Below are 19,654 nucleotides of genomic sequence, written 5' to 3'. Positions count from 1 at the left end.
GTCTTTAATTGAACTTAAACATTTGTGGATATTCCCACGTGTTCAAAGGATCGGATCGCTGTCATTATGCTTCGTTGACTTTGACTTTCTTTGACTTTTTAATATTATAACATATTCTGTGCTAATTCCAAGTGGATTCTCTTATTTTTCACTTTTTTCAGCGAATGTATTCGGAAATAAAGAACTCTCCCAACTTCTTTCGAAGGGGAGAGCCTAATTTTTGTCAAGTATAAACGCCTTCGGTATCCTTATTAGGGCGATAAGCGTTTATGCGAGAAATATAAAGATAATGTATAGCGTGAAACTTATACTTTGTTATATTTTTAAAAATGATCAAATAAAGCTGTCTGTGCTTGTGGAATAATTTCTTCAAACCATTCCAGTGCTGCTGCGTGGCCAGAGACACTTCCATAACGAGCCATCTCTGTTGGTCGTTTGTACCCAAGCATCAAGGCCGTCAAAGTGCCTATATCACAGCTCAAGTCTGCTTCCGCCCGTTCCCCTTCCACTCGTATCAAAGTAGCCGAGCCCTCATTAGAGATATTCCATGCCCATAACCCATCATTCCAAGGTGCATACTTATCTTCGATATATATAAGCTGCTTCTTTTGACTACTGTTTCCTCTGAAGGCGTAAGTTTCAATGAATGACTTGGCATTAACAATCCGCCCCATAAAATAAGGATAATTCTCTTGTCCTATACGTGGATCTGGCAGCAAGAAAGGTAACATGTCATCCGAAGGCACTAGCTTTAAGGATGCACCTGTCACCATCGAATCATGGTTCGCAAGAAATGTCCACAGCCCCTGCCGGGCTTGTTCATTCAAAAAAACAAATTCATCAATGACCAGTTCTCTGTTCTCTACCTTATACAGCACATATCCCTCTGGTTCACCACTCTTGGAGTAAAATACTGCACTCTTTCCTTCATCATCTAGAACAGAGTTCTCCCACCAGTCCAAATCGCGCTTAAGTGTCCCGTTATAACTGACAGCGAATCGAGTATATAGGCTATCCAATACTTCGATATCCTTTATGTCCCGTTTAACCTTGCCCTCAACTTCAACCTTTTTAGGAAATTTCGCTACTGGAATAGAGTATTTCTTATATTCACAATAAACCTCCCAGCCAAATTTACGATAGAACGGAATCAAGAATGGGTGTAGAAAAGAGAGCGTTTGCCCCGCCTCATTCATCGTATGCAGTGCATGAGACAAAAGATTTGCCACATGTCCTTGTCTGCGGTTCTCTGGCCATGTAGCCACTCCTGCTATACCACCCATAGGTACCACTCTGCCCTGTATGTAGACTTGGAAAGGAATAATCGTCAATTTAGCTTCCAATGTTCCGTCCTCAAAAGCACCCCATACCTGTTCAGGCTTGAATCTTTCCTTAGCACTTGCTCTTTTTTCACTAGGAAGCTTGTACTGAAAAGCATATTCTGACAAGTTCATGCTTGCATCGAATTCTTCCGAACGTAACTGTCTTATTACCACAAACTCACCTCATCCTTTATAAAATTACTTTTAGGATAAGTATAACAAGAGCGTCAATTGTGCGCTAATCTATTGCATTATTTATAACTTTATTTTTAGTTATCCACAGCTCTATACAGTTTTAAAAATAGTCTTGAAATCTTGTCACATCCAAGTTAAAATAGTTATCCACTTATCAATAACTCTATCCACATAATCCCGGCTATATCCACAGCAACCCGTGTACTACTTAGGTTTTCTGTTGACAGATCCATATAAATATGTATTTAATCCACACTATTTAGGGATTATTTCTCTTTCAATCATCTATCCACATGTGCGTAACTTTTTCTGCAAATCCAAAAGTTTATCCACAAGTTTTCCACAGTCTATAATAAACGCAAAAAAGCCACTGTCGATTACTCAACAGTGGTCTAATTGTGCTTGGCAACGTCCTACTCTCCCAGGACCCTTCGGTCCAAGTACCATCGGCGCTGGAGGGCTTAACGGTCGTGTTCGGGATGGGTACGCGTGGAACCCCTCCGCTATCGCCACCAAACATGCGTCTGTGAAACAGACGCTGCCGCGTGAAATTTCGTTCATCACCAGAAGTGAGAATGAATTTCTTAGCGTGTTACAGGCTTGATGCCTGAAAACTGAATCCGAATTGAATTTGCGTTTTAAGTGTAGGATAAGCCCTCGACCGATTAGTATTGGTCAGCTCCATGCATTACTGCACTTCCACCTCCAACCTATCTACCTCGTCGTCTTCAAGGGGTCTTACTAATTGGGAAATCTCATCTTGAGGGGGGCTTCACGCTTAGATGCTTTCAGCGCTTATCCCGTCCGTACGTAGCTACCCAGCCATGCTTCTGGCGAAACAACTGGTGCACCAGCGGTACGTCCATCCCGGTCCTCTCGTACTAAGGACAGCTCCTCTCAAATTTCCTGCGCCCACGACAGATAGGGACCGAACTGTCTCACGACGTTCTGAACCCAGCTCGCGTACCGCTTTAATGGGCGAACAGCCCAACCCTTGGGACCTACTTCAGCCCCAGGATGCGATGAGCCGACATCGAGGTGCCAAACCTCCCCGTCGATGTGGACTCTTGGGGGAGATAAGCCTGTTATCCCCAGGGTAGCTTTTATCCGTTGAGCGATGGCCCTTCCATGCGGTACCACCGGATCACTAAGTCCGACTTTCGTCCCTGCTCGACTTGTAGGTCTCGCAGTCAAGCTCCCTTATGCCTTTGCACTCTTCGAATGATTTCCAACCATTCTGAGGGAACCTTGGAACGCCTCCGTTACTCTTTAGGAGGCGACCGCCCCAGTCAAACTGCCCGCCTGACACGGTCCCCGTACCCGGTTAGGGTACTAGGTTAGAACCTAGATACGATCAGGGTGGTATCCCAACGGCGCCTCCACCGAAGCTTGCGCTCCGATTTCTACGGCTCCCACCTATCCTGTACAGATCGTACCCAAATTCAATATCAAGCTGCAGTAAAGCTCCATGGGGTCTTTCCGTCTTGTCGCGGGTAACCTGCATCTTCACAGGTATTAAAATTTCACCGGATCTCTCGTTGAGACAGCGCCCAAGTCGTTACGCCATTCGTGCGGGTCAGAATTTACCTGACAAGGAATTTCGCTACCTTAGGACCGTTATAGTTACGGCCGCCGTTTACTGGGGCTTCGGTTCATAGCTTCGGGTTACCCCTAACCACTCCCCTTAACCTTCCAGCACCGGGCAGGCGTCAGCCCGTATACTTCGCCTTGCGGCTTCGCACAGACCTGTGTTTTTGCTAAACAGTCGCTTGGGCCTTTTCACTGCGGCCCCCTCGTGCTATTCACACTACCGGGGCACCCCTTCTCCCGAAGTTACGGGGTCATTTTGCCGAGTTCCTTAACGAGAGTTCTTCCGCGCGCCTTAGAATTCTCTTCTCGCCTACCTGTGTCGGTTTGCGGTACGGGCACCTTCTCCTGGCTAGAGGCTTTTCTTGGCAGTGTGAGATCATGACCTTCGCTACTGTAATTTTCGCTCCCCATCACAGCCCAGCCTTAATGATGTGCGGATTTGCCTACACATCAGCCTCACTGCTTAGACGGACATATCCATCAGTCCGCGTCACTACCCTCCTGCGTCACCCCATCGCTCATAGCGGATTACGGTGGTACAGTAATTTCAAACTGTTGTCCTTCGACTACGCCTTTCGGCCTCGCCTTAGGTCCCGACTTACCCTGAGCGGACGAGCCTTCCTCAGGAAACCTTGGGCTTTCGGCGGATCAGATTCTCACTGATCTTTTCGTTACTCATACCGGCATTCTCACTTGTATGCTGTCCAGCGCTCCTTACGGTACACCTTCAACCCACATACAACGCTCCCCTACCCCAGATACATACGTATCTAGCCATAGCTTCGGTGGTGTGTTTAGCCCCGTTACATTTTCGGCGCAGAGTCACTCGACCAGTGAGCTATTACGCACTCTTTCAATGGTGGCTGCTTCTAAGCCAACATCCTGGTTGTCTGTGCAACTCCACATCCTTTCCCACTTAACACACACTTGGGGACCTTAGCTGATGGTCTGGGCTGTTTCCCTTTTGACAATGGATCTTAGCACTCACTGTCTGACTCCCGGCAATAAGTATATGGCATTCGGAGTTTGACTGAGCTTGGTAATCCTTGCGGACCCCGCACCCAATCAGTGCTCTACCTCCACTACTCTTATACCGAGGCTAGCCCTAAAGCTATTTCGGGGAGAACCAGCTATCTCCGAGTTCGATTGGAATTTCTCCGCTACCCCCACCTCATCCCCGCATTTTTCAACATGCGTGGGTTCGGGCCTCCAGTGCGTGTTACCGCACCTTCACCCTGGACAGGGGTAGATCACACGGTTTCGGGTCTACGTCCACATACTCAATCGCCCTATTCAGACTCGCTTTCGCTGCGGCTCCGTCTTCTCGACTTAACCTTGCATGTTAAACGTAACTCGCCGGTTCATTCTACAAAAGGCACGCCATCACCCATTAATAGGGCTCTGACTTTTTGTAAGCACACGGTTTCAGGTTCTATTTCACTCCCCTTCCGGGGTGCTTTTCACCTTTCCCTCACGGTACTGTTTCACTATCGGTCGCCAGGTAGTATTTAGCCTTAGCAGATGGTCCTGCTGGATTCATACGGGGTTTCACGTGCCCCGCACTACTCGGGATCCGTCTCGGAGAGAACACAGTTTAGGTTACAGGGCTTTTACCTCTATCGCGGGCCTTTCCAGACCTCTTCACCTACCATATTCCTTTGTAACTCCATGTGAGACGTCCCACAACCCCTAAGAGCAAGCTCTTAGGTTTAGGCTGTTCCGCGTTCGCTCGCCGCTACTGACGGAATCACTATTGTTTTCTCTTCCTCAGGGTACTTAGATGTTTCAGTTCCCCTGGTCTGCCTCTACATCTCCTATGTGTTCAGAGATGAGTAACTGCGAATTACCACAGCTGGGTTTCCCCATTCGGACACCCCCGGATCAAAGCTTGCTTACAGCTCCCCGAGGCAGTTTCGTTGTTCGCCACGTCCTTCGTCGGCTCCTGGCGCCTAGGCATCCTCCGTGTGCTCTTATTAGCTTAACCTTCGCTCCGATGTTTCGCTTGTTCGCACAATTGAAAATCTTCGCTTCCAGCTAATAACTAACGTACTTGTTTACACAAGTTTTAGCTAAAAGATGTTCTAAAACGCAAATTCGTTTCGGTATCCAGTTTTCAAGGATCAAGTTTAAAAATATTCTAGACATAACAAATAGATGAAGTTTGTTGGTGGAGCCAAGCGGGATCGAACCGCTGACCTCCTGCTTGCAAGGCAGGCGCTCTCCCAGCTGAGCTATGGCCCCGCAAATTCCATCAAAACCGAACAAATGGATACGCGTTAAATGATTTTGGAAGTTTAACTTCCGATTTGAATGTCTTCATTGCAGAAGACGATTCTCCATAGAAAGGAGGTGATCCAGCCGCACCTTCCGATACGGCTACCTTGTTACGACTTCACCCCAATCATCTACCCCACCTTCGGCGGCTGGCTCCCTTGCGGGTTACCCCACCGACTTCGGGTGTTGTAAACTCTCGTGGTGTGACGGGCGGTGTGTACAAGACCCGGGAACGTATTCACCGCGGCATGCTGATCCGCGATTACTAGCAATTCCGACTTCATGCAGGCGAGTTGCAGCCTGCAATCCGAACTGAGACCGGCTTTGATGGGATTGGCTTCACCTCGCGGTTTCGCTTCCCGTTGTACCGGCCATTGTAGTACGTGTGTAGCCCAGGTCATAAGGGGCATGATGATTTGACGTCATCCCCACCTTCCTCCGGTTTGTCACCGGCAGTCACTCTAGAGTGCCCAACATTACTTGCTGGCAACTAAAGTTAAGGGTTGCGCTCGTTGCGGGACTTAACCCAACATCTCACGACACGAGCTGACGACAACCATGCACCACCTGTCTCCTCTGTCCCGAAGGCCGCCACTATCTCTAGTGGATTCAGAGGGATGTCAAGACCTGGTAAGGTTCTTCGCGTTGCTTCGAATTAAACCACATACTCCACTGCTTGTGCGGGTCCCCGTCAATTCCTTTGAGTTTCAGTCTTGCGACCGTACTCCCCAGGCGGAGTGCTTACTGTGTTAACTTCGGCACCAAGGGTATCGAAACCCCTAACACCTAGCACTCATCGTTTACGGCGTGGACTACCAGGGTATCTAATCCTGTTTGCTCCCCACGCTTTCGCGCCTCAGCGTCAGTTACAGCCCAGAAAGTCGCCTTCGCCACTGGTGTTCCTCCACATATCTACGCATTTCACCGCTACACGTGGAATTCCACTTTCCTCTTCTGTACTCAAGTCACCCAGTTTCCAGTGCGACCTCAGGTTGAGCCCAAGGTTTAAACACCAGACTTAAATGACCGCCTGCGCGCGCTTTACGCCCAATAATTCCGGACAACGCTTGCCCCCTACGTATTACCGCGGCTGCTGGCACGTAGTTAGCCGGGGCTTTCTTCTCAGGTACCGTCACTCCGATAGCAGTTACTCTACCGGACGTTCTTCCCTGGCAACAGAGCTTTACGATCCGAAAACCTTCATCACTCACGCGGCGTTGCTCCGTCAGACTTTCGTCCATTGCGGAAGATTCCCTACTGCTGCCTCCCGTAGGAGTCTGGGCCGTGTCTCAGTCCCAGTGTGGCCGTTCACCCTCTCAGGTCGGCTACGCATCGTCGCCTTGGTGGGCCGTTACCCCACCAACTAGCTAATGCGCCGCAGGCCCATCCCTCAGTGACAGATTGCTCCGTCTTTCATTCTTTCTTCAGGAGAAAAAAGAAATTATCCGGTATTAGCTACCGTTTCCGGTAGTTATCCCAGTCTAAGGGGCAGGTTGCCTACGTGTTACTCACCCGTCCGCCGCTAAGTTACTTTGAAAGCAAGCTTTCAAAGTAACTCCGCTCGACTTGCATGTATTAGGCACGCCGCCAGCGTTCGTCCTGAGCCAGGATCAAACTCTCCAATTAGTATTGAAAAGAGCGATATGCTCATTTTGAAACTGACGATTCATTAAATGAATCTTTTAAAAATTAACGCGTTCCATTTGTTCAGTTTTCAAAGAACTTGCTCCCGGCATTTCGACATCAACTGTCTCTTGCACAGGAATTAGAGTATATCATGTTGTCGTATTTCTTGTCAACTTATTTTTTCATCGTTTGTGTTTCATTTGTTCGATGCGTCATAAGCACAAGAGATAATATACCATGCTGTTCTTATGTTTGCAAGCTTTTTTTGAAATAAAAATAATCTACGAATAAATACTTTCAAACTAGCACAAACCAACACAAATTGTTTCCAATAATCCTTAATTTATGGCTAAATAGAATTTATCGTAATCCCATATATTAACTTCTAATGATACGTACGAGAGGAGTCTAAATGAAAAACAATCCATCTACTGCTGCGACCCAAACAAACACCAAGGACAAGGAGCAGCGTAATCTGCAGCAAGCAACAATCTATAAGATTTTGCTGGCTGTCAGCTTTGTTCATTTATTTAACGATTCTATTCAGGCAGTCATCCCTGCAATCTTTCCTATTCTCAAAGATAACTTAATGCTCTCCTTCGCTCAGATCGGGTGGATCTCCTTTGCCTTAAACATGACGTCCTCCGTTATCCAACCAGTCATTGGGTATGCGGCAGATCGTAAGCCTCGTCCTATATTGTTACCACTGGGTATGTGCAGCACATTTCTAGGCGTACTTTTATTGGCTTATGCCAACAACTATATTCTTGTATTGTTTTCCGTCATGCTAATCGGTTTCGGATCTGCTACCTTTCATCCCGAAGGCATGCGTGTTGCTCATATGGCTGCCGGTCAGCGGAAAGGTCTTTCGCAATCTATATTTCAAGTCGGCGGCAATGCTGGACAATCTTTAGGACCAATGCTCACGAAATGGATATTCATTCCCTTTGGGCAGATCGGCGCTCTTGGCTTCACTATCGTTGCGGCTGCCGGAATCGCCGTCCAGACCTATGTCGCTCGCTGGTATCGAGAGATGCTGGATGCAGGATATACGTTTCATAAGAAGTCAACAGCTCGTGCAATTGATCCTGCCCGCCGCAAAAGTATTCGAACGGCAACAATCATCCTTGTGTTCCTAGTCTTTGTAAGATCTTGGTACGGCGCTTCTATCGGAAGTTACTACGCTTTCTATTTAATGGACAAATATCAAATGACGCTCGATAAGGCCCAAATCTATATTTTTATGTATCTGGCAGCTGGAGCTGTCGGTACATTCTTTGGAGGCCCACTGGCTGACCGCTTCGGACGGCGTAATCTCATTCTTCTCTCTATGGTCGGAACAGTGCCCTTCGCGCTGGCTCTACCCTTTGTGAACCAAATGTGGGCAGCTATACTCCTGCTGATTGGCGGCTTCATCCTTTTGTCCAGCTTCTCTGTTACTGTAATCTATGCTCAGATGCTTTATCCAGGCAATATCGGAACAGTTTCAGGGTTAATCACTGGTCTTGCTTTTGGGCTCGGAGGAATTGGCTCCTTGGTACTCGGCAATCTGATTGACAGCATTGGAATTTCAAAAGTGTTTATAGCTTGTGGATTCCTACCTCTATTGGGTTTCCTTGCTCTCCTGCTTCCTAGAGACGAGAAACTAGAAGAATGGGCCGCTCAATAAACATCAGTAACATCAGTAACCACTTAACGCCTTACTCATGACTGTAGAAAATAGAGCGGCAGCCTTCCCGCTGCCCTCTGTCATATAATTATCCTTATTTGTACGATCAAACCCCATCCACACTGCAGCTGTCCATTCCGAAGTATAACCAACAAACCACAAATCCCGGTTAGCTTTCTTGCTCACGCCTGGCAGATCCAATTGGGTTGTTCCGGTTTTCCCCGCTACAGGCCTGTTCATTTGCGCTTTTTTGCCCGTTCCTTCATTGACAACATTACGTAGCATCATCGTCATTGCCTCTGCGGTTCGCTGCAATATTACCTGCTGTGATTCGGAGAGATGTGAATACACAACCTTCCCTTTTGAATCCATTATCGTGCGTACCATATGAGCCTCATTGAATTTACCTCCATTAGCAAAGACACCATAGGCTTGTGTCATTTTAAGTGGCGATACCCCATTATGAAGCCCTCCTAAAGCTATTGATAAATGGTTATCCTCCTCCGTCAGTACAATTCCTAATTTGGCTGCGAATTGCCGTGCAGAAGAGATTCCAACCTGTTTCAAAAGCCAAACAGCTGGCGCATTCACGGATTTTTGCAGCGCTCTACTCATTGTGATTTGACCTTGATACACACCATTCAAATTCTCAGGTACATAATTGCCATAAGCGTATTTCCGGTCAGACAGTATACTATTCGGGCTATACTTCCCGCTCTCTAGCGCGGGTCCATAATCAATGATCGGCTTGAAGCTGGAGCCTGGCTGCCGCGCATCAATTGTAGCTCTGTTCAAGCTCCCCTCGTTTTGTTCACGCCCGCCAATCAGTGCCACCACTTCACCTGTACGATGATCCATTATGGTCATAGCTGCTTCTACCTGCTGATCTTTTCCGTCAGGTGGGAAAGAAGAACCCTTAAGAAAAGCCTGCTCTAGCGCCTGCTGTGCTTTAATGTCCAACCCTGTAACGATAGTGTAGCCACCCGTTCGAAGCTCCTCCACAGACTTCCCAGTGATCTGAGCCGCTTCCTTAAGCGTAGCGTCCACATAATGCACACCAATGACTTCTTCTCTGTTTGCGGCGGGAGGGTGATACTGTTTATCTCTAGCCTCAAGCATTTGTTTATTAGTGATCAGTCCTTGATCTAGCATGATCTGTAGAACGAGATTGCTTCTTGTTTTGGATAATGTACTATTGTCTACCGGATTATAAATAGACGGTCCTTTAGGGATTCCCGCCAGGGTGGCGATTTGCCATATTTCTAGTTTTTTCAAATCGGATACGCCGAAGTAACGCTCCGCAGCTGCCTTTACTCCATATTGTCCACGCCCCATGTAAATCTGATTGAGGTAAAGCCCTAAAATCTCTTGTTTTGATAACTGCCTCTCCAAGGCAAGAGCAATGGATGCTTCGTTTAGCTTACGTATGACATTCTTGTTCCTGTTCAAATAAAGATTGCGAGCTAGCTGCTGAGTAATACTACTCCCGCCCTCAGAGAGATCCATATCCACAATATTATTTAGAAAAGCGCGAGAAATCCCTTTATAATCTAATCCCTGGTGGCTATAAAAGCGTCGGTCCTCCACCGCTAAAAACGTATTTATCAATAATGCAGGCATTTCCTCCAGCTCCGCTGAATGTCTATACCCCGAGCCCGGTAAAGGGATCATTCGTAATGTCGTCCCGTCCGAGGTCTTAATGATGCTCGATTCCGGCAGCTGAAGTTTATCCTCTTGCTGTTTAACCACTTGCCCGCCGTATTGAAATACGTAAAGCAAACCCACGAGCGCTATTATTATTCCAATGATACTCCCATCAAATAATAAATACCCCAGACGGAGTATCCGGGTACGCACGATCCATCTGCCATCCTTGCCTGAATGGGCTACACTTTGTTTTTTTTCGGTAACGGCATTCATGATTCTATAATCAGGTTCTCTAAGAACCGCTCCATACTACGGGCTTCAACACTCGCTGCTTCAAGAAGTGCTTGGGCTTCCATCCCATCATCCGTGTTGTCAGCCTCCTCTACCTCACGGAGAGCACGGAGAATTGCCCGAGTTCTTATCAATAAAGCTACAGCTGGTGTGTCCTGCATCGTTTCTGTTGCTACGCCTCTATTCGGAACTTCAATTCTTTGCATGCGATTCAGGTTAGCGGCGATTTGGCCTAATTCTCCTCCAGAGAGAACCTTGATTTCTTTTGTTACTCCCTTGTCTGCTAACTCTGAGCTTCCAATCAGTACCGTGTGCAAATCATCGGCAATTTTCTGTGAACGGAGAATAAACAACCCACTGAAGAATAGAACAAATAGAATTATGACGCTAGGGATTGTTCCAATATGATTAATGGTCCAATGGATAAGACGAACAAAAAAGACGCCTGACTTCCCCGAATAATGAGAATACAGCAAAACAACTGCCCGCTGGACAGCAAAAAGAAAGGCAGCACTCAAAAGAGCACTCCCTATAAAAATATAAAGATAATGGATGCGAACCGTCCGAAGTTTGTGCATAGTCATTCCCTCCTTGTGCTCACAAGGATATCTTCCAAATCTTAAGAACCCGCCAAGAGTTTTCTTAAGATTCTATGAAGAATGGGAAATAGGTGATAAAATCCGTCCGAAGCGGGGAGCTTTCTACATAAATAACGCCATTGTGGCGTTCGACGATACTTTTGGAAATGGCAAGACCTAGGCCTGAACCGCCTGTATGCTGTGAACGAGACTTCTCTGCTCGATAGAATCGTTCAAAAATAAACGGAATATCGCTCTCTGCAATCATCTCTCCAAAATTGCTAATGCGGACAACCGCTTCATTTCCCCTTTTACTGAAACCAATCTCCACTTTCCCGCCGCTTCTACCGTAACGGATCGCGTTCGTAATCAAATTTTCATAAGCACGAACTAATTCTTTAGGGGAAGCCTCTATCCACAACTCACCAGCTTGGTCATCGATCTCATAGGTCATTTCAGCCTTTGTTAGTTCGGGAACTGACTCCTCCGCTAGCTGCCGTATAAATGCTTTTAAATCTAATCGCTCCATAACCAGAGGGTATTCCCCACTATTTACGCGTGTATATTCAAAAAGATCGTCGATCAGTTTACGCAGCACAAGGGATTTGTTGTAGGCTATGCTCACGTAATATCGTATTTCTACTTCTTCCTGGCATCGATCTTGCTCGATATATTCCAGAAAACCGAGGACAGAGGTAAGGGGGGTTCGTAAATCGTGGGAGACACCCGTGATCAAGTCATTTTTTGCATTCACAGCTTTACGTTCCTCTTCCACAGAGTGCTGCAAACGTTCAGCCATTTCATTAATATTCTCAGCCAGCACTCCCAGCTCGTCCGTGGTTCTGACTTCAATTCGGTGCGACATCCCGGAGCTTGTGATTTCCCGAATTCCTTTGGTGATCTCCTCCAGATACAGTACTACTTTACGAGTATAGATAAAAAAGAACAGTAAAAAGCTGATAATACCAGCTGCGGTCAGCAGTGGCATAGAACCAATATGATTAATGATCCAGCGTAAGATACGTGAATAGGGAGCCGACTCTGACGCTGGATTCAGATAGATCATGAAATTAACGAGCTGGTAACCTGCAAACAGCAGTAATCCACCAGAAAGTACACTAAGCAAAAAGGCGTATATAAACTTCCAACGAATCGTAGTTATATATTTTGAATTCAAGAAGCCTCACCTAATCCTTTCAGGAAGGTCCATCTAATTTATAGCCAACTCCCCAGACGGTTTGTATATAACGGGGGCGCTTCGAATCCACTTCGATTTTATCGCGGAGGTTACGAATATGTACCATAACAGTATTGCCCCCATCTAAAAATGGTTCGTTCCACACCTTATCGTATATCTGCTCTAAGCTAAGCACTTGACCTTGGTGCCTTGCCAAAAGCTCTAAAATAGAAAATTCCCGGGGGGTCAGCTTAATCTTCTGCTGGTCTATATGTACCTCATGCTTAGACGTATCTATAGTTAAATCTTCAAAGCTCAGTTTGCTGTCATTCCCTAGGCTATTACTATCTTTATTGAAAGCGTGATAACGACGCAGCTGTGACTTAACTCGTGCCACAATCTCCAAAGGATTAAACGGCTTGCCCACGTAGTCGTCCGCTCCTATGCTAAGTCCTGAGATTTTGTCCATATCCGTATTTTTGGCTGAAAGGATGATAATTGGCATCTTCCGCTCTTCACGGATCTTCATACATGCAGCTAATCCATCCATCTTAGGCATCATGACATCAAGAATAATCAGATCTACTTCTTCCTTCTGCAGACACGCCAGTGCCTCCATCCCATCATAAGCTTTAAGCAGGCGATAGCCCTCATTACAGAGGTATATCGATAACAGCTCTACAATTTCCTTCTCATCATCTACTAACAATATCGTTTCTCTCTTCACAGGAGGGGGTTCCTTTCAAATATAGTAATAATTATCTTTAGCTTCTATATTAGCAGATCCATTGAACGTTTTTCCTCGAAAATAGAAACATGTACTTAAAATCGAACGACAATAAGTAGGTTACGCAAAAAAAGGGTACCCGCTCCACTCGTACTTAAACGAAATGAAACTGGTACCCTTTTAGGACTTAGTAAAAATATGCTTACATCTCCAGCAATCGAATCAGCTCATCCTCATCCTCGATGACCTTAATACCTAGCTGCTGTGCTTTGGCCAGTTTACTACCTGCCTTCTCGCCGGCAATAACCAAATCCGTCTTCTTAGATACACTTCCAGACACCTTCGCTCCGAGTGCTTCCAGACGTTCGGCTGCTTCGTCACGTGTAAGCTTTTGTAATGAACCGGTCAACACTACCGTTTTTCCGCTAAAGAAGGAATCCGTGCTAACAGGACGTGGTGCCTCAGGAGCTTTTGCTTCAACCCCAAGCGCGCGCAACCGAGCAACATTCGCCACAACTACAGGATCTGCGAAGAAGTTTACAATGCTCTCGGCGACAATCCCGCCAATGTCCGGCAACTCGGCAAGTTCTTCCGCTTTAGCCTGCATCACAGCATCCAGATCACGAAAATGATCAGCCAGCATCTTAGTTGTTGCTTTACCTGTGTTAGGGATTCCTAACGCAAAGAGGAATGAGGCGAGATCGCGCCCTTTGCTATCCTCTAACGCTTGCAGCAAATTCTGTGCTTTTTTCTCCCCAAAACGGTTCAGCTGTACAAGCTGCTCAAAGGACAATTCATACAGATCCGCAGAGTCATGAACATTAAGCTCGTCGTAGAGCTGACCTGCCGTCTTCTCACTAAACGTCTCAATATCCATTGCATCTCGTGAAGCGAAATGGGTGATCCGACTAATAATTTGCGGTCTACAGTTCAGCTTATTATTACAGAAAAGATGCGCACCGCGCATTTCTAGCGGAAATCCACAAGCCGGGCAATCCTCAGGGAAAATAATTTCTCCTCCGTCATTCTCTTCTGTTACCTTGCCGAGAATTTCCGGGATAACATCATTAGAACGCCGAATAAACACTCGTGAGCCTAAGGCGAATTTCAAGTTTTTGCGCTCAATATCGCCCACATTATTTAATGTGCAATTCTGTACGGTAACTCCAGCAAGCTCTACGGCTTCAACACGAGCTAAAGGAGTCACTTTACCTGTACGTCCTACATTCCAGCTAACAGACTCAAGCACGGTCGTTGTTTCTTCAGCTTCAAATTTATAAGCCACTGCCCAGCGGGGGAACTTGTCAGTGTAACCAAGAACTTCACGAATACGGAAATCCGTTACCTTGATCACCGCTCCATCAATGAGGTAATCAAGAGTTGAACGACTCTCCTCGATTCCAGCAAGCTGTTCAGTCACATCATCGAAATCATTACAGTAAGTCAGATAAGGATTTACTTTGAATTTGTTATTCCGTAGAAAATCCATCATCTCCTGATGATCGGCGAACTCTACACCTTCTCCAAAACCTACATTATAGAAATATGCATTCAAACGACGTTCTGCAGTAGTCTTCGGGTTTAGATTGCGCAGTGCTCCTGCCGCCGCATTACGCGCATTCTTAAGTGGCTCTGCAGCCCGGGTATTATAATCAGCGAGCACAGACAGATTCATAATCCCTTCGCCCTGTACTTCAATGACCCCTTCTTTAAAAGGAATCGTTAACGGAACAGACTTAATGGTCTTCACCTGAGCAAGTATTCCTTCCCCAATGACACCATTACCACGCGTCGATGCCTGTTCTAGAACACCATTCCGATAGGTTAGATTCAGCGTCAAGCCATCAAACTTCAGTTCTACTGCATAACAAGGATCAGGTAGAGGGTTGCCTGGGTTCTTAAGATTGTACTCATTCACTAAGCGAAGTACCCGCGTATTCCAGCTCCGCAGCTGTTCAATATTCTGTGCTTTATCGAGACTCCAAAGCGGAGCCAGATGCCGATGCGGCGTGAAGCCCTTAAGCAGCTCTCCACCTACACGTTGTGTAGGTGAATCCGGTAGTACGAAGCCACTCTCAGCCTCCAGTGCTACAAGCTTGTCGTATAAAACATCGTATTCCTTATCGCTGACTAGCGGAGCATCCAGCGTGTAATAGTGGTAATTATAATTATTTAACTCCGCAACAAGCTCTTCCATCACATGCATAGCATCCATGCAGGTACATCCCTCCGTCAATAAGTTTCCTAATGGTTAGCGTGGTCTAAATATCCGTTCGTTAATCGTTTCCTACTATTATTCCACCCTGGTAATCGGCGCAAACCCTGCAAGCAGTCGTTTTACACCCACTGGTGCCGGAAAAGCAATCTGCAGCTCCGTATCATTCCCGGTGCCCTTCACAGCTACAACGGTGCCAGTGCCCCATTTGCCATGCGAAACCTTATCACCCGCTTTGTAATCGCCAGCAGCCGCAGCCCCTGCTCCAGTAGCGCGCTGTGCGCCTCCGGAGGTTACGGTCACGCTACTCTTACTTGTCGCTGCGGATGCTGTGCTTCCGCTGCCTATCGGCGCCGCACCAGCGGCTCCACCTCGACCGCCGAAGTTCCCACGACTGCCGCCACTGAAGCCGCGTCCGCCATAAGCACCGCCTACCTCCGAGCCTCCGCGTTGGAAGCGGTCCTGTGTCTTCGCGGTATCTTCCTTCAACTCCTCCGGAATCTCTTCAATGAAGCGGGACGGCTGATTCGCCGTCGTCCGCCCAAAGAGCGTACGCATCCTCGCGCAAGAGAGAAACAATTGTTTCTCCGCGCGGGTGATCCCTACATACGCAAGCCGGCGTTCCTCTTCGAGCTCATCGTTGTCTTGGAAGGCTCGGCTGTGCGGGAACACACCTTCTTCCATCCCGACGATAAATACCGTTGGGAACTCCAGACCCTTGGCGCTGTGCATCGTCATCAGGACTACAGCGTCACTACGGTCCTCTTCATCATCATTCACACTATCAATATCTGCGATAAGTGCAAGATCCGTGAGGAAGGAGACAAGCGACTTGTCCTCGTTATTCTTTTCAAACTCCATAGTCACGGACAAGAACTCATCGATATTCTCTAGTCGCGAGCGAGATTCGAGAGTGTTTTCATTTTGCAGCTCCAAACGGTACTGCGACATCTCCAGTATTTTTTCCGTCAGTTCTGTTACGGACAAGAACTCCACCATACGGTGCAGAGCTTCAATCATATCGTAGAACTCTACTAGCATATTCCGCGTCCGTCCGGCAAAGCCCAAATCATCTACAGTTTGCAGTACGCGGAAAATAGAAACACCACGCTCACCAGCCGCAGCTGCCAGCTTACCAACCGTTGTATCCCCTAATCCCCGCTTAGGTACATTAATAATACGCGTCAGGCTGATATCATCATCAGGGTTAGACAACAGGCGTAAATAAGCGAGCAGATCTTTGATTTCTTTACGATCATAGAACTTAATCCCGCCTACGATTTGATACGGAATATCAGATTTAATTAGAATTTCCTCGATTACCCGTGACTGGGCATTCGTACGATACAGTATCGCATGATTCTGGTAGGCTTGACCCTGTTTCACATTTTTGCTGATTTCTCCGGTTACAAAGTAACCTTCATCATGCTCGGAGTCCGCCCGGTACACCTTAATCTTGGCACCTTCCTCGGAATCGGTCCACAGCTTCTTCGGCTTACGTCCACTATTGAGTGCGATCACACCATTGGCTGCATTCAAGATATTAGCAGTTGAACGGTAGTTCTGCTCTAGAAGAATGGTCTTCGCTTCTGGATAGTCCTCTTCAAAATTAAGAATGTTCGTAATATCCGCTCCGCGCCAGCGATAAATGGACTGGTCACTATCCCCTACCACGCAAATCCGGTGGTGGCTATCAGCGAGCATACGGCACAACATATACTGCGCTCTGTTCGTATCCTGATACTCATCCACGTGGATGTATTTGAATTTCTTTTGGTAGAAATCAAGGACCTCGGGAACTTCCTTAAACAGTTCGATGGTCTTCATAATCAAATCATCAAAATCAAGCGAGTTATTGCTTCTTAGACGTCTTTGATACATCTTATATACCTTTGCAACTAAGCCTTCAAAATAATCGCCAACCTTCTGCTCATATTGCGCCGGATTGATCAGCTCATTCTTGGATGCGCTAATGATAGCCTGCACAGCTTTTGGTTCGAATTTCTTCGTATCAATATTCAGTTCCTTCATACAGTTACGTATTACGGATAACTGATCTGTAGAGTCCAGAATGGAAAAGTTGGAGGTAAAACCAATCCGCTCGATATCCTTCCGCAAAATCCGAACACACATAGAGTGAAAGGTGGATACCCAGATATCTCTTCCCTCAGGTCCGACAAGCTTAGATACACGTTCCTGCATTTCCCGCGCGGCTTTATTCGTAAACGTAATCGCCAAAATCGCCCAAGGCGGCGCCTTTCGATTGGCAATCAGCCAGGCAATTCTATGAGTCAACACTCTCGTCTTCCCACTGCCCGCACCAGCCATAATCAAAAGTGGTCCGTCAGTAGTTTCGACAGCCTGTCTTTGTGGAGGATTCAGTCGACTTACTGCGTCTTGTATGCTAATAAGTTGCATGTGTAACATGCTCCTTTCTAAATATAAAATCACAAATCATAAGTAGTCCTAAAAATAACCACTAAGCATAAACGCCTTTGGCGTCCTTATAAGGACGGTAAGTGTTTATGCGAAAAATATAAGGATAATGTATAACGTGAAACTTATACTTTCTTATAATTTAATCGAATTTCTCTTGTACTGTCTTTTTTACAGCCGCGACTGTTAGCAGTGCCTGCTGTACATCACTATAAATAATATTGCCGACCACTACTGTATCACATAGAGCTGCTGCCTGCTCGGCTTCCGCCTCACAAGTAATGCCCCCACCATAAAAAAGTTGGGCGTGATCCACCATTTCGCGTACTGTCCGCACAGTCTCCATATCCCCGAACCTACCGCTGTATTCAAGATAAACAATCGGCAGTGACATCAGCCTGTCCGCAACCTGAGCATAAGCAGCCGCTTCTTCAGCATCAATGGCCGTCTCAGCCCCTGTAATCCGTGCAACTGAAGAGTCACTATTCAGCACAATATAACCTTCCGTTAGAAGCGAATCCCATGGAATCATAAATCCATAGCGTTCAATAGCTCGGCGATGATGGCCTACAATCCAAGCTGGATCGGGCGTATTAAGCACCATAGGGATCATATAAAGATCAAATCCGGGAACAGCAGCTTCAAGTTCGGATACCTCAAGTGCACAAGGTAACTCAAACTGTTTTACTCTTGCTAGGAGATCCACTGTATTCTCATAGGTTACTCCTGTTGAGCCCCCTATCAGTATGGCATCCGTGCCAGATAAGCAAACGGCCTCCAAATCCTCATCCGAAATCATCCGGTCAGGGTCTAGCTTAAACACATGCCGCCAAGGTTTGATCATTTGCTGCACTGAATTCATGAGAATCATCCTTAATTGTCATTTGGGCAAGACAAAGACACTCCTGCCGCCGCAAAAGATATAGATCTAGTCTATGCCAGCACAGCAGGTGTGTCAATTTAAAGCGAACAAAAATGCGAACATTTTTTCGTATTTTTTAATGGTAATAAGTAGTCTAAGATTTCAACGTACACCTGAGATGTTAATCAAATCCTCTTCGGGTACAAAATCAGTGTAAAAACCATCCACGCCCATACGGGCCAGTTCCCTAATTTCAGCTTCTTCATTTACTGTATGAACATATACACGAGCGCCAGCCTTCTTCAGCTTTTTAACAAAGCTCTTGGTGGCTCGGCCAACTGGCATGGTAATATCCACACCTGTTTTATTAACAAACTCAATAACTTGTTCATCCGTATCCTTGGATTGGTACAGAGTGTAAAGCACTTCTGGAAAAGAATACACCTTATTGATCTCATCAAGCATCGACTGATTATATATTTGTGGAACAATCCGATCTAATATGGCTGGATCCCGGCGCTGCGCCGCTTCTACCAACAATGTAAATTGTTTATTTATAAGTTCGGGTTTGATTTCTTTCGTATCGGTCACGATATAAGCATCTGGATAATGCTGCATCAGATCAAGCAACTTCTCGACATCGATCGGGGAGTATATATTCAGGATTGGGCTGTCCATGAATTCCTTATAATCTAGTACTACCCCTTGTTTATTAGCAGGAAGAACATCCAACTGACCTAAAAGCTTACTCATGTTGCCTGACCACTCATGCCTACCTACTAGCTGATCATCAGCCGATAATAACAAGTCTACTTCAAATACGCGAGTTCCCTGTGCATAATTAGCAACAAATGCTTCAAAAGCATTGGTGTACGTATGACCGTTAATGCCACCCATGGCATGTGCTATGACCTTGTGAGCTTCAAAGCCGCTTGCAGGCTGTTCATCTTCATTACTAAAAGCGATTACAAGTAACATGATAAGAGCTCCAATTACAATTACGGTAGCAACAATCTTTTTCTTATCCATAGTTGATAGTTTCCTT

Annotated in this window: 10 protein-coding genes, 1 tRNA gene and 3 rRNA genes; 1 reads left to right on the top strand and 13 read right to left on the bottom strand. The window is 46.4% G+C overall.

From position 1 onward, the window contains the following. Positions 1-323: 323 nt before the first annotated feature. The 5 genes from MKY52_RS11820 to MKY52_RS11800 all read right to left on the bottom strand — a co-directional run bounded on the left by MKY52_RS11820 (position 324) and on the right by MKY52_RS11800 (position 7,007). Entirely contained in the window at positions 324-1,496 is a 1,173-nt protein-coding gene (locus MKY52_RS11820; RefSeq protein ID WP_341051509.1) for a GNAT family N-acetyltransferase, read from the bottom strand. 421 nt (positions 1,497-1,917) lie between these two features. Next, a 5S ribosomal RNA gene (gene rrf / locus MKY52_RS11815) occupies positions 1,918-2,034 on the bottom strand. A gap of 128 nt (positions 2,035-2,162) precedes the next feature. Beyond that, a 23S ribosomal RNA gene (locus MKY52_RS11810) occupies positions 2,163-5,091 on the bottom strand. 181 nt (positions 5,092-5,272) lie between these two features. Continuing rightward, a tRNA-Ala gene (locus MKY52_RS11805) sits at positions 5,273-5,348 on the bottom strand. A 101-nt stretch (positions 5,349-5,449) separates the two neighbouring features. Further along, positions 5,450-7,007 (bottom strand): 16S ribosomal RNA (locus tag MKY52_RS11800). The 16S, 23S and 5S rRNA genes sit together here with 1 tRNA gene alongside, the layout of an rRNA operon. A gap of 412 nt (positions 7,008-7,419) precedes the next feature. On the opposite strand from MKY52_RS11800, the gene MKY52_RS11795 reads away from it, so the two are divergent. Next, positions 7,420-8,676 (top strand): MFS transporter, encoded by a 1,257-nt coding sequence (locus MKY52_RS11795; RefSeq protein WP_341051508.1) that lies wholly within the window; start codon positions 7,420-7,422, stop codon positions 8,674-8,676. Positions 8,677-8,688: 12 nt separating this feature from the next. On the opposite strand, the gene MKY52_RS11790 is transcribed toward MKY52_RS11795, so the two are convergent. From MKY52_RS11790 to MKY52_RS11755, 8 genes are all read right to left on the bottom strand, one after another. Then, on the bottom strand, positions 8,689-10,596 hold the full coding sequence (locus MKY52_RS11790) for a transglycosylase domain-containing protein (protein ID WP_341051507.1): 1,908 nt from the start codon (positions 10,594-10,596) through the stop codon (positions 8,689-8,691). Next, positions 10,593-11,192, bottom strand: a complete 600-nt coding sequence (locus tag MKY52_RS11785; RefSeq protein ID WP_341051506.1) for a hypothetical protein — start codon at positions 11,190-11,192, stop codon at positions 10,593-10,595. Before MKY52_RS11785 ends, MKY52_RS11790 begins: the two co-directional genes overlap by 4 nt. A 64-nt stretch (positions 11,193-11,256) precedes the next feature. Continuing rightward, positions 11,257-12,369 (bottom strand): sensor histidine kinase, encoded by a 1,113-nt coding sequence (locus tag MKY52_RS11780; RefSeq protein ID WP_341051505.1) that lies wholly within the window; start codon positions 12,367-12,369, stop codon positions 11,257-11,259. Between the two features lie 19 nt (positions 12,370-12,388). After that, positions 12,389-13,096, bottom strand: coding sequence for a response regulator transcription factor (locus MKY52_RS11775; protein ID WP_076297845.1), 708 nt, complete (start codon positions 13,094-13,096; stop codon positions 12,389-12,391). A 202-nt stretch (positions 13,097-13,298) separates the two neighbouring features. Beyond that, positions 13,299-15,311, bottom strand: a complete 2,013-nt coding sequence (ligA, locus tag MKY52_RS11770) for an NAD-dependent DNA ligase LigA (RefSeq protein WP_341051504.1) — start codon at positions 15,309-15,311, stop codon at positions 13,299-13,301. Between the two features lie 78 nt (positions 15,312-15,389). Next, positions 15,390-17,729 (bottom strand): DNA helicase PcrA, encoded by a 2,340-nt coding sequence (pcrA, locus tag MKY52_RS11765; protein ID WP_341051503.1) that lies wholly within the window; start codon positions 17,727-17,729, stop codon positions 15,390-15,392. A 160-nt stretch (positions 17,730-17,889) separates the two neighbouring features. Next, positions 17,890-18,609: a heptaprenylglyceryl phosphate synthase gene (locus tag MKY52_RS11760; RefSeq protein ID WP_371915755.1), complete on the bottom strand. Its 720-nt coding sequence runs from the start codon at positions 18,607-18,609 to the stop codon at positions 17,890-17,892. A gap of 162 nt (positions 18,610-18,771) precedes the next feature. Continuing rightward, complete coding sequence (locus tag MKY52_RS11755; RefSeq protein ID WP_076286914.1) at positions 18,772-19,638, bottom strand: phosphatidylinositol-specific phospholipase C/glycerophosphodiester phosphodiesterase family protein; 867 nt, start codon at positions 19,636-19,638, stop codon at positions 18,772-18,774. Positions 19,639-19,654: the final 16 nt, after the last annotated feature.

Source organism: Paenibacillus sp. FSL P4-0184, assembly GCF_038004625.1.
In the GTDB taxonomy this organism is placed as follows: Bacteria; Bacillota; Bacilli; order Paenibacillales; family Paenibacillaceae; genus Paenibacillus_AQ.
This window is presented reverse-complemented; position numbering and strand designations above follow the sequence as displayed.